An 11,539-nucleotide genomic window follows, 5' to 3' on the forward strand; every position below is an offset into this window, starting at 1 on the left:
AGGGGTTCACCGTGACAGAGATCAGCGACGCGATCGGTATCCACTCCGAGGCGATCGAGGCGGCCCGGCAGGATCTGCCGACCGGCGCCAGCCCTTTGCGCGCCCTGCCCTACGTCGACCGTGCCGCTCACCGCGCCAGCGGCCAGCCAGGCGCGGTCTGGTTCTCCGACCCCGGCTCCAGCCGAGTGTCGGCCCTATGGTTCGTCTGCCCCTGCGGGTGCGGCGCAGTTTCGAGGATCACGGTCGGCATGGAGCACAAGCCACACATGGCGGGCCCGAGCTGGCGCTGGAACGGGTCCACCAATGAACCCACGCTGCACCCGTCCGTGCATCAGCGCGACTGCGGCTGGCACGGCTGGCTTCGTGACGGCTATTGGGAGCGCTGCTGATGGCCACCTTCAACAGCATCGAGGCCGCGCCGCTATTCCGATACGGGCTGATCATGGCGGATCCGCCCTGGGCGTATCAGCTGCGCTCCGATGCGGGCCAGGCGAAGGCTGCGCAGGCGCAGTACGACTGCATGGACCTCGACGCGATCAAGCGCATGCGCGTCGGCGATCTCGCTGGCCGGGACTGCGTTCTGTGGCTGTGGGCGACGAACCCGATGCTGCCGCAAGCCTTCGAAGTCATGGCCGCGTGGGGCTTCACCTTTAAGACCGCGGGCCACTGGTCGAAGAAGACCGCCAGCGGAAGGCAGGCGTTCGGGACAGGCTACATCCTGCGCTGCGCCGGTGAGCCCTTCCTGATCGGCACCGTGGGCGAGCCGTGCTGCTCCCGCTCCGTCCGATCGGTCATCGAGGGCCCTATTCGGGAACACTCGCGCAAGCCCGACGAGGCCTTCGCCGCGGCCGAGGCGCTCTGCCCCGACGTTCAGCGCCTGGAGTTGTTCTCGCGCCAGGCCCGCCCGGGCTGGGACGCGATGGGCGACGAGGTCGGAAGGTTCGCGGCATGAACACGCCCGTCCTGTCGCGCGATTCCGAGCAGCTTCCCGATGCACTGCCCCGCGGCGCGCAGATCCCGGAGGACCTCGACCCGCTCGCCGACGGCATCCTGATGGAGCACCAGAAGGCGTGGCTCGAGGACCTGTCCGACCTGAAGGTCTGCGAAAAGGGCCGCCGCACCGGGATCACCTTCGCGGAGATGCTGGGCTGCACCCTGACGGCCGCAGCCGGCAAGTCCGCCGGCGGGCAGAACTGCTTCTACATCGGCGACACGAAAGACAAGGGCCGCGAGGCGATCGGCTACGTGGCGCACTTCGCCAAGGTCATCGCCGGCGAAGTCGCCGAGATCGAGGAGTTCCTGTTCGAGGACCAGCAGCCCGACGGCTCGACCAAGCACATCAGCGCCTACCGCGTCCGGTTCGCGTCCGGATTCCGCGTCGAGGCGCTGAGTTCCAACCCGGCAAACATCCGGGGTCTGCAGGGCACGGTGGTGATCGACGAGGCCGCCTTCCACAAGGACGTGCGCAACGTGATCGACGCGGTGAACGCCATGCTGATCTGGGGCGGCAAGGTCCGGATCATCTCGACCCACAACGGCCACCTCAACCCGTTCAACGAGCTGATCCGCGAGGCGAAGGCGGGCAAGAACGGTTACAAGGTGCACCGCTACACCTTCGGCGACGCGGTAAGGAACGGGCTGTTCCGCAGGGTCTGCCTGATGCGAGGCCAGACATGGAGCCAAGAGGCGCAAGACGCTTGGGAGAGCACGATCCGGACGTCCTATGGCGCCCGCGAGGCGGCGATGAGCCAAGAGCTCGACGCGGTCCCGGCCGAGATGCAGGGCGCGGCCCTGACCCGCGTCCAGATCGAGAACTGCATGGAGAGCGGCATCCCGTTCCAGCGCTGGATGATGCCCGACAGCTTCAAGAACGCGCCCGCCGAGCACCGCAAGGCAGCCGCCGAAGCGTGGTGTGAACAGCACCTTAAGCAGGTCCTTCAAACCCTCGATCCGCGCCGCCAGCACTTCATGGGCGAGGACTTCGCGCGCTCCGGCGACGCGACCGACATCGTCATCCTGGAACAGGGCGTCGACCTGGTCCGCCGCACGAAGCTGATCGTCGAGTTGCGCAACATCCCGTTCGACCAGCAGCGCGACGTGCTGTTCTGGCTGCTAGACCGGATCCCGAACTTCCAGAAGGGCGCGATGGATCGGACCGGAAACGGCGCCTATCTCGCCGAGGTCGCGGCCCAGCGTTACGGGGCGCGCATCGTCGAGGTGAGCTTCAGCCGCTCCTGGTACGAGATGGAGATGCCTCCCTACATCGAGGCGTTCGGCGATCGGACCATCATCCTGCCACAACACGAGGACGTCCTGCGCGACCACCAGGCGCTGCAGTTCGTGGGCGGCATCATCCGCGTGCCGGAGAATTTTCGTTTCAAAGGGTCGGACGGCCTTGATCGGCACGGCGACAGCGCGATCGCCTGCGCGCTGGCCTTCCACGCCTCCCGCTCCGAGGTGACCGAGTACGGCTACGAGTCGGTGCGCACCGGCCCGAACAGCGCCGACGGGCTCGGCGACGACCTGGACAACGATTCCCGCGACTGGTGGCGCCCGCCGCTGGGCGCCGGAATGCGCGGCGGGACCTACTGAATGGGGAATGGGATGGGCTTGGATCTTCGCGAAGACGTCAGCCGGCGCATCGACGCGGCGCTGGAGGGGATGGCGATCGAACGGGGCATGACGTTGGCGGATCTCAAGGCGGCGGCCCGGATCGTCGCCATGGCGCCAACCGAACTGGGGCAGGCACAGGCGCAGGCTCTCGCCGAGATCCAGGCGATGTTCCTCGCCGTGCTCCACGAGATGGGCGGGACAGACCCCGACGGCGACCGCTTTGCGACGCGGGATCTCGCCCTCGCCGCAACCAACATGCAGCAGGCGGTCATGTGGGCCGTCGAACACATCACGAGGTGACACCATGGCTCGCACACCGCAGCTGCTCGACGCCTGGGGGCGCCCGGTCCGCAAGGCCGAGCTGACGCAGGAGGTCTCCGCCGCCTCCGTATCGGGCGTGCGTTCCCCCATCACCGGCTACCCTGGCGATGGGCTGACGCCCGCCCGCCTGGGCACCGTCCTGCGCGAGGCGGATGCCGGCGATCCGTTGCGCTATCTCGAGCTGGCCGAGGCGATCGAGGAGAAGGACGGGCACTACCTGGGTGTGCTCGGGACCCGCCGCCGCTCCGTCACGCAGCTCGAGATCACGGTGAAGGATGCGAGCGCGGATCCTCTCGACGTGGAGATCGGCGCGATGGTCCGCGACTGGCTCGACCGGGACGAGCTGGCCGATGAGCTCTTCGACATCCTCGACGCGATCGGCAAGGGCTACAGCTTCACCGAGATCATCTGGGACACGTCCGAGGGCCAATGGATGCCCGATCGGCTGGAGTACCGGGATCCGCGCTGGTTCGGCTTTGACCGGGTCGACCTTAAGACGCCCTTCCTGCGCGGCGACAACGGCGAGGAGCTTCCGCTGCCGGCGTTCAAGTTCATCGAGGCGCGGATCAAGGCCAAGTCCGGCCTGCCCGCCCGCTCCGGTCTCGCCCGGGTGGTGCTCTGGCCGTACCTGTTCAAGAAGTACGGCGAGCGGGACTGGTCGATCTTCAGCCAGACCTACGGCCAGCCGGTGCGCGTCGGCAAGTTCGGACCCGGCGCCACGAAGGAGGATCGCGCGACGCTGATGCGCGCCGTGGCGAACATCGCCGGCGACATGGCGGCGATCATCCCGGAGAGCATGCAGCTCGAGTTCGTCGAGACCGGCAACCTCTCGGCCTCCTCCAGCCTCTACAAGGATCGGGCGGAGTTCTACGACAAGCAGGTCAGCAAGGCCGTGCTGGGCCAGACCGCGACCACGGACGCCGAGACCGGGGGCTTGGGTTCCGGCAAGGAACACCGGCTCGTTCAGGAGGACATCGAGCGGGCGGACGCCAAGGCGCTGGCGGCGATCCTGAACCGGGACCTGGTCCGGCCCTGGGTGGAACTGAACTATGGCCCGCGCCCGCGCTACCCGCGCATCGTCATCGTTCGGCCGGAGGCGGAGGACCTGAAGGCCTTTACCGACGCTGTGACGCCCTGGGTCGATCGCGGACTCGAGGTCGCTGAGGAGGATCTGCGCGAGAAATTCGGGCTCCGGCAGCCGAAGAAGAACGCTAGAATCCTCTCTCCGAAGGCCTCCGCACCCGCGAAAGCGGCACCCGCTTCCCCGGGTTCGGGTGGGAATGCCCCTGAGAGCGAATTTGAACGGGGGTTTGAATACCCTGAGGCTCTTTCGCAGGGCGTGGACCCCGAGACGCGAGAAAGCGCCTCAGCGGGCCGCTCAGAGCCTCTCGCAGAAGCGGCCGTCAGGCTGGCCGAGGAAGCCGCGCCCGCGATCGAGGGCATGCTCGGCCAGATCGAGGTGATGCTGGACGCCGCCGGCAGCCTCGACGAACTGCGCGAGATGCTGCTCGCCGCGTTCCCGGAGGTGTCATCGGATCGCCTGGCCACGGTCATGGGGCGGGCCTTCGCCTCGGCGCACCTGGGGGGCATGGCGGCCGTGGTGGAAGAGGCCGATGGCTGAGCCCACTGTCGCCACTGCCTTCCGGCGCCCCTTCGCTGAGCAGGTCGCGGCTTTCCGGCTGCGCCTTGGCAACCTGCTGCCGACATCCACCTGGCGCGACGTGTGGAAGGCCCAGCACGACCGCGCTTTCATGGTGGCCGGCGCGACGAAGGCCGATCTGCTGGCCGATCTCGCGAGGGCGGTCGACAAGGCAATCTCGGAAGGCACGACCCTGGAGGAGTTCCGGCGCGACTTCCGCGAGATCGTCGAGCGCCGCGGCTGGCATGGCTGGACGGGAGAGGGCACCGTCAAGGGCGAGGCGTGGCGGACCAAGGTCATCTACGAGACCAACATGCGCACCAGCTACATGGCCGGCCGCTGGGCGCAGCTGCAGCTCTTCCCGATCTGGATCTACCGCCATGGCGGGTCGGTCGAGCCCCGCCTCCACCACCTGGCATGGGACGGGCTGATCCTGCCGCGCGAGCACCCCTTCTGGCAGACGCACTTCCCGCCGAACGGCTGGGGCTGCAGCTGCTTTGTCATCGGCGCGCGCAATCCGACCGCGGCGGTCCGGCGGGGCGGCAAGCCCGAGGTGGAGCTGCAGGACGGCTGGGACGTCCTCGATCGGAAAACCGGCGAGCCGCCGGGAATCGGCAAGGGCTGGGGCTACGCGCCAGGCGCGACGGTCGCCGAGGATGTGCAGCGCCTGGCGGACGTGAAGCGCGAAGCGCTACCCGAGGCACTGGGCGAGGCGCTCGGCCGCTGGGGGGCCGAAGTGCTCGACGGCGACGGGCCGAAGGTTCCGGAGGCGCCATGATCCGCATCGACGCCAGCACCGATCCGATCATTGCGGCGCTGTCGCGTGCAGCGGCCGAGTTGGACGATCTCACGCCGCTGATGGTAGACATCGGCGAGGAGATGCTGTCGCGCACGGACCAGAACTTCCTGACCGCGACCGCACCCGACGGCACGCCATGGGCGCCGCGCAGCCAGACCACTCTGGACGCCTACGCCCGGCGCAATCCGCCGGTCACCGGAATCGGGACGCTTCGGCTGACCGACACGATGCGCAAGACGATCAACTATGAGGCCGGCCCCGGCCATGTCGACTGGGGCAGCAACGCCATCCAGGCGGCCGTGATGCAGTTCGGCGCCGCCAAGGGAGCGTTCGGCACGACTGCACGAGGATCCTCGATCCCCTGGGGCGCGATTCCGGCGCGTCCTTTCGTTGGGGTCGGTCCCGACGACGAGACAGCCATCCTCGCCGTGATCGGAGACTGGCTGGAAAGTCTCCTGAAGAAGTAGGTCCGGGCAAACCCTTGCGTCCGTAACGGACGGCGCTCTGCGGGCAATGTGCCGGCATGAGCAGATCCGCAACCCTCATCGCCCTCTCGGCCATCACGCAGCCCGATCCGCAACCCGGCGTCGCGCCGGAATGGCTGCGCCTGTTTCCGAAGGGCAAGCAGGCCGCCGCCGATGGCCGCGGACCTTGGTTCTACGAGAACGCGACGGCGCTGACCGAAGCGTCGTTCGCCGCGCCCGGCCGCATCCATGTCGACGTCGATCACGGCACGATGCCCGGAGCCAAGGGCGGTGACACCCGCGCCTACGGCTACATCGGCGAGATGGAAGAGCGCGAGGACGGCCTCTGGGGCCGGGTCGAGTGGACCGCCGCGGGTCAGGCTCTCATGGAGGATCGCGCCTATTGGGGCGTCTCGCCCGTCTTTCTGAACGCGAAGGACGGACGCATCACCCGGATCGTGTCGGTGGCCATCACCAACCGTCCGGCCCTGCGCCAGCTCACGGCGCTCACTTTCACCGACGAAGGGGAAGACGGAATGGATTTCCGGGCAATGGTCGCCGAAATGGTCGGCCTGACCGCCGACGCGTCCGACGAGGACATCGCGGCGGCTCTCAAGAAGAAGATGGGCGCCGACGCGGCCGAGACGACCGAGGCGCTGACGGCGCTTTCGGAGGTCCGCGACGCCCTGGGCGTCGAGGACGGCGCCACGCGCACGGAGCTGGTGGCCACGGTCAAGGCTCTGCGTGCCGGTGCCGGCGAGGCGGGTGAACAGCTCGCGGCGCTCTCTGCCCAGGTCAAGGCGATGCAGGACGGCGACAAGAAGCGCACCGCCGAGGCATTCGTCGACAAGGCCATCGCCGACAAGCGCGCCGGCGTGAAGCCCGCGCGCGAGCATTACGTGGCGCTCCACATGGAGAACCCCGCCCGCGCCGAGGCGATGGTCGCGGGCCTGCCTCAGCTCGGCGAGTCCGCTCTTTCCGCGCTGCCTCCCGGCGGCGGCGAGCAGCTGACCGCGCTCAGCGCCGATCAGCGCCAGGTGGCCGACATGCTCGGCCTCGAACCCGAAACCTACCTCGCGCAGCTCAAGGCTGACGCGAAAGCCAAGGAGACCGTCTGATGGCCGCTCTGACCGCAGGTCGCCTCACGCCGCGGCGTGAGGGCGACGTCATCGCCGGGGCGGTCGCCGCCACGGTCCTGCTCCACGTGGGCGCGCTCGTGATGCGCAACGCCGCCGGCTACGTCACGCCGGGCGCCACGGCCACCGGCCTGGTCGGCGTGGGCATCGCCGAGGCCGAGGCCGACAACGCGGCCGGCGCCGCGGGCGACGTGACGGCGCGGATCCGCACCGGCGTGTTTCGCTTCGACAACAGCGCCGCCACCGACGCCATCACGTCCGCCGAGATCGGCGACGTCTGCTTCGCGGTCGATGACCAGACCGTCGCGAAGACGGATGGCACGGCGACGCGCTCGCCCGCGGGCATCGTCACGGATGTGGACGCCCAGGGCGTCTGGGTCCGTCTCGACGAAGCCCTCACCCTCGCCCGCACCGGCGCCTGACAGGAGCACTGATCCATGATCGTCAACAACGCCAACCTCCAGAGCCTGCGCGTCGGGTTCGACACCACTTTCCGCAATGCGGTCAGCCAGGCCCCAACCCTGCGCGACCGCGTCGCCACCGTCGTCCGGTCCAGCACGTCCGAGACCACGTACGGCTGGCTCCGGCAGATGTCCGGCATGCGCGAGTGGATCGGACAGCGCCAGCTCGATGGCATCGCGGAAGCCGGCTACACGATCCGCAACAAGCACTTCGAGAAGACCGTCGAGGTCAGCCGCGACGACATCGAGGACGACAATCTCGGCCAGTACGCGATGATGTTCTCGCATCTCGGCGACGCCGCGGCCGCGCATCCCGAGATGCTGGTCTGGAACCTGCTCGCCGCCGGCTTCGACACCGAATGCTGGGACGGCCAGAACTTCTTCGACACCGATCACCCGATCACCGACGAGAATGGGGTTACGACCACGTTCTCGAACACCGGTGGCGGGACGGGCACGCCGTGGTTCCTGCTCTGCACGAACCGGACGCCGAAGCCGATCATCCTCCAGGAACGCAAGCCGATCACCTTCGACTACAAGGACCGGCCGACAGACGACAACGTGTTCTTCACGAACACCTTCGTCTACGGCGCGGACTGGCGGGGGAACGTGGGCTTCGGCATCCCGCAGATGGCTTACGGCTCGAAGCAGGCTCTGAGCGCCACGAGCTATGCGAGCGCCCGTGCGGCGCTGCAGGGCATGACGGGCGACGGTGGCCGCCCGCTGGGCCTGATCCCGAACCTGCTGGTCGTGCCGCCCTCGCTCGAAAGCGCCGGCCGCAAGATCCTGAACTCCGAACTGGGGTCGGGCGGCGAGACCAACGAGTGGAAAGGCACGGCCGAGCTGCTCACCGTGCCCTGGCTGACCTGAGGCTGACCCATGGCACGTAAAGCATCCCCGAAGAAGGCCGGCGCCAAGGCCCCGGCCGCAACCGACCAGGCGGACGCGAAGGCGACCGGGATCGAAGTGCCGGTCGCTTCCGCCCACCCGGACGGGCGGGCGACCGCCGCTGAGGCTGAGATCGCAGCCGGCCAGACTGTCGCGCCGGGGCCGGCCAGGGAGCCGGCCGCCACCGAACAGGCAGGCGCGACAGCGCCCGCCGCCGAGGCCGAACCCGCAGCAGTCGTGCAGGGAACTGCTGCGGGCGGTGCGGGGGAGACCGGGGGCGGCGCTGCCGCCTCCCGGACCCCGATCCCGACGAAGGCCAAGCCGCTCGTCGTCGTGGTGAAAGGTCCGAAGCGCGGCCGATGGCGCGCGGGCCGTCACTTCGGCGCGCAGCCGGTGACGATCCCGCTCGAGGAACTCACCGAGGGCGAGAAGGCGGCGCTGATCGCCGATCCGCGCCTCTCGGTCGAGACCCGCGAGGCGGACTGATCTCTGCTCCGCCCGGCCGCTTTGCCGGACGGTGACACCTCCCGGCGGCCGCGCGCCGCCGGGCCTTTTGACCCCCGGAGCCGCCCATGCCCGCCTACACCACGCAAGCCCAGCTGGAAGACCGCTACGGCACCGCGCTCCTGGTGAGCCTGACGGACCGGGGCGAGACGGCGACGGGCGCGATCGACGCCGGCGTGGTGACCTCCGCGATCGAAGAGGCCGAGGGACTGATCAACGGCTACGTGAAGGGTCGCTACGCCCTGCCCTTTGCCACCGTGCCGGACCCGATCCCGACGCTGGCGCGCCAGATCGCGATCTACATCCTTCATCCGTTCGATCCCGACGCCAAGATCACCCGCGACTACGAGGCTGCAATGCGCCAGCTGCGCGAGATCGCCCAGGGCGTGATCGAGCTCGACGCCGAGGGCGTGACACCCGCACAGACCGGCGGTTCGGGGGTCGAGGTGACCGACCGGGAGCGGCCCTTCACCGAAGGCAACCTGAAGGGCTTCATCTGATGCTCGTCGCGCCCCTGAAAACCCGCCTTGAAGGCCGGGTTCAAGAGCTGCAGGGCCGCCTTTTCACGGCGTCCGACTTCATGGCCGTGATGGAGTCCAACGTGGTACCCGCGGGCGGCGTCAACGGCTACCTGATCCCAGCCGGCGTCACGGGTGTGCCGACGCGGGGTACTGGCGCGATCTCGGGCTTCTTCACGCAGGAAGTCCGGCACGGAGTCTCGCTCGTCGTGCTGCTGCGCAACGTGGACCGCCACGGCAAGCGCGCCCTCGACGAACTCGACACCTTCTCAGCCGACATCACGGCAGCCGTCTGCGGCTGGGCGCCCGACGGAGTCGTCGGCGTCTTTGAGCTGCAGCGCGCCGGCGTCATCGAGACCCGCCACCGCGGCGTGCTCGCCTACCAGTTCCAGTTCTTCATCACCGACCAGCTGAGGATCACTCCATGAAGCTTCCGCAATCGGGCGGCTCCTACACCCGCGACGACAAGGGCGGCCTCAAGAAGGTCGCCGGAACGGCCCCGGCCGGCACACCGAAACCCGCGGCCAAGCCCGCCGCGAAGAAGGAGGCCTGATCCATGGCTCTGCGCTACCGCGAGAAGGTCCTGCTCGCCGGGATCGAGACCACGTACGGCATCGACCCGACCCTTACCGGTGTTGCCAACGCGATCTATGCCCACGACATCTCGATCCAGCCCATGCAGGGTCAGGACGTCGACCGGGGGCACGAGACGCCCTGGCTGGGCAACGCGGCGATGATTCCGGCCGACCTGCACATGGTCATGACGTTCAAGGTCGAACTCGTACCATCCGGCACCGCCGGCACCGTGCCTGGCTGGGGCCCTCTGATGCGCGCCTGCGGGGTGGCCGAGACCATCGTGGTGGGCACATCGGTCACCTACAATCCGGTCACAGACGGGCACGAGAGCGCGACGATTACGCTCAACATCGCCGGGATCCTCTACAAGCTCATCGGCGCGCGCGGGAACTGCGAGGTCGTGAAGAACGCGTCGGGCATCCCGCAGCTCGAGTTCACCTTCACCGGCCTCTGGACGAAGCCGGTCGACCAGGCCAAGCCGACGCCCGATTACAGTGCCTTCCAGGCGCCGCTGGTGGTGTCGAAGGTCAACACGCCGACGCTCACCATCGATGGCGCAAGCTTCGTCGGCCGGAACTTCAAGCTCGCCATGGGCAACCAGGTTGAGGGCCGGTTCCTGATCGGTGCCGAGGAGATCGTGATCGTCGATCGGGCGGAGACGCTGGAGATGCAGATCGAGGCGACGCCGATCGCCACCTTCGACCCCTACGCCGCGGCCCGCGACGGCACCGCCCTGGCCGTCCAGATCGTGCACGGCACCCAAGCCGGCGCCATCGCCACCCTGGCCGTGCCTCAGGCGCAGATGCAGCGGCCCGACAGCCCGACCGAGGCGCAGGGCATCGTGGAGTGGCCCCTGCGCATGCTGCCGCTGCCCGACACCGGCAACGACCAGTGGACCCTCACCCTGACCTGATCCAACCCTGACGGAGACATCACATGCCCCTGCGCTTCACGACAGACCGCAAGTTCGAGGCCCGCTGCACCGCCGCCGGCGGCGAGACCTTCAAGGCAACGTTTCGCGTCCTTTCTGACGACGAGACCAACGGCTACTTCAGCCCCGACAGCAACACGCCGTCGCTCGACCAGGAGAAAGCCTTCCTGCGCGCTGTCGTCGTCGATCTGGGCGACCTGATCGGCGAGGACGGTCATCCCATCCGGTTCGACAGCGGCGTCCTGGATCAGGCCTTGGGCATGGCCGACATGCGGATCGGGCTGCTCAAGGGTTACCGCCTCGGGCTGCAGGGCGCTCGGGCGGGAAACTGAAATGGGCCGGGCGCGCGTGGGCTCTGAACCGGCTCTTCGAACGCGATGCCCCGGCCCGGGACGATATCGCCGAGGACCTCGCCTTCTGGGGGATCCCCGAGGACGTGCTCCAGGCACCGCCCGAGGAGGACGGCGTCTGGCCGGAGAACGCCGAAGCCATCCAGGCCTTTCTCGCCGTCGCGCAGCAATGGCGGTGCATCCCGCGCATGGATGCCGCGCCGCTCTGGCTGGGGCTGGATTACACGGCGGCCGAGGCGGGCCTGCGGATGGCCGGCGTCGACGTCACGCCGCCACTCTGGGAGCAGGTTCGGCTGATCGAGGCGGGCGCGGCCGGTGCGCTGAACGAGGAACGGTGAC

Annotated in this window: 17 protein-coding genes; all 17 read left to right on the plus strand. The window is 68.7% G+C overall.

Annotated elements, in window-relative coordinates:
* The first annotated feature begins 11 nt into the window (after positions 1-11).
* The 17 genes from BLW27_RS13115 (at position 12) to BLW27_RS13190 (ending at position 11,538) form a co-directional block, all read left to right on the plus strand.
* The gene (locus BLW27_RS13115; protein ID WP_218141117.1) at positions 12-389 is read left to right on the plus strand and encodes a ubiquitination-like system serine protease family protein; all 378 of its coding nucleotides are present in this window, start codon (positions 12-14) and stop codon (positions 387-389) included.
* Complete coding sequence (locus tag BLW27_RS13120) at positions 389-952, plus strand: MT-A70 family methyltransferase (protein WP_089883846.1); 564 nt, start codon at positions 389-391, stop codon at positions 950-952. The genes BLW27_RS13115 and BLW27_RS13120 overlap by 1 nt, the downstream gene beginning before the upstream one ends.
* Entirely contained in the window at positions 949-2,592 is a 1,644-nt protein-coding gene (locus tag BLW27_RS13125) for a hypothetical protein (RefSeq protein WP_089883847.1), read from the plus strand. Before BLW27_RS13120 ends, BLW27_RS13125 begins: the two co-directional genes overlap by 4 nt.
* A 12-nt stretch (positions 2,593-2,604) precedes the next feature.
* The gene (locus BLW27_RS13130) at positions 2,605-2,913 is read left to right on the plus strand and encodes an Acb2/Tad1 domain-containing protein (RefSeq protein ID WP_143042266.1); all 309 of its coding nucleotides are present in this window, start codon (positions 2,605-2,607) and stop codon (positions 2,911-2,913) included.
* A gap of 4 nt (positions 2,914-2,917) precedes the next feature.
* On the plus strand, positions 2,918-4,555 hold the full coding sequence (locus BLW27_RS13135; protein ID WP_089883849.1) for a DUF935 domain-containing protein: 1,638 nt from the start codon (positions 2,918-2,920) through the stop codon (positions 4,553-4,555).
* Positions 4,548-5,351, plus strand: coding sequence for a phage head morphogenesis protein (locus BLW27_RS13140; RefSeq protein ID WP_089883850.1), 804 nt, complete (start codon positions 4,548-4,550; stop codon positions 5,349-5,351). Before BLW27_RS13135 ends, BLW27_RS13140 begins: the two co-directional genes overlap by 8 nt.
* Positions 5,348-5,839: a phage virion morphogenesis protein gene (locus BLW27_RS13145; RefSeq protein ID WP_089883851.1), complete on the plus strand. Its 492-nt coding sequence runs from the start codon at positions 5,348-5,350 to the stop codon at positions 5,837-5,839. The genes BLW27_RS13140 and BLW27_RS13145 overlap by 4 nt, the downstream gene beginning before the upstream one ends.
* 56 nt (positions 5,840-5,895) lie before the next feature.
* Positions 5,896-6,954 (plus strand): phage protease, encoded by a 1,059-nt coding sequence (locus BLW27_RS13150; RefSeq protein WP_089883852.1) that lies wholly within the window; start codon positions 5,896-5,898, stop codon positions 6,952-6,954.
* Complete coding sequence (locus BLW27_RS13155; RefSeq protein WP_089883853.1) at positions 6,954-7,394, plus strand: hypothetical protein; 441 nt, start codon at positions 6,954-6,956, stop codon at positions 7,392-7,394. Before BLW27_RS13150 ends, BLW27_RS13155 begins: the two co-directional genes overlap by 1 nt.
* A 15-nt stretch (positions 7,395-7,409) precedes the next feature.
* Complete coding sequence (locus tag BLW27_RS13160) at positions 7,410-8,303, plus strand: Mu-like prophage major head subunit gpT family protein (RefSeq protein ID WP_089883854.1); 894 nt, start codon at positions 7,410-7,412, stop codon at positions 8,301-8,303.
* A 9-nt stretch (positions 8,304-8,312) separates the two neighbouring features.
* A complete protein-coding gene (locus BLW27_RS13165; protein WP_089883855.1) occupies positions 8,313-8,807 on the plus strand; it encodes a hypothetical protein in 495 nt (164 codons plus the stop codon).
* A gap of 86 nt (positions 8,808-8,893) precedes the next feature.
* On the plus strand, positions 8,894-9,325 hold the full coding sequence (locus BLW27_RS13170) for a gp436 family protein (RefSeq protein ID WP_089883856.1): 432 nt from the start codon (positions 8,894-8,896) through the stop codon (positions 9,323-9,325).
* Entirely contained in the window at positions 9,325-9,771 is a 447-nt protein-coding gene (locus BLW27_RS13175; RefSeq protein WP_089883857.1) for a phage tail terminator protein, read from the plus strand. Before BLW27_RS13170 ends, BLW27_RS13175 begins: the two co-directional genes overlap by 1 nt.
* The gene (locus BLW27_RS21955; protein ID WP_281242757.1) at positions 9,768-9,896 is read left to right on the plus strand and encodes a hypothetical protein; all 129 of its coding nucleotides are present in this window, start codon (positions 9,768-9,770) and stop codon (positions 9,894-9,896) included. Before BLW27_RS13175 ends, BLW27_RS21955 begins: the two co-directional genes overlap by 4 nt.
* Positions 9,897-9,899: 3 nt before the next feature.
* On the plus strand, positions 9,900-10,832 hold the full coding sequence (locus BLW27_RS13180) for a phage tail tube protein (protein WP_089883858.1): 933 nt from the start codon (positions 9,900-9,902) through the stop codon (positions 10,830-10,832).
* Between the two features lie 23 nt (positions 10,833-10,855).
* Complete coding sequence (locus BLW27_RS13185; protein ID WP_089883859.1) at positions 10,856-11,182, plus strand: hypothetical protein; 327 nt, start codon at positions 10,856-10,858, stop codon at positions 11,180-11,182.
* Between the two features lie 104 nt (positions 11,183-11,286).
* Complete coding sequence (locus BLW27_RS13190; RefSeq protein WP_089883860.1) at positions 11,287-11,538, plus strand: DUF1799 domain-containing protein; 252 nt, start codon at positions 11,287-11,289, stop codon at positions 11,536-11,538.
* Position 11,539: the final 1 nt, after the last annotated feature.

The organism is Citreimonas salinaria (assembly GCF_900107235.1).
GTDB lineage: Bacteria > Pseudomonadota > Alphaproteobacteria > Rhodobacterales > Rhodobacteraceae > Citreimonas > Citreimonas salinaria.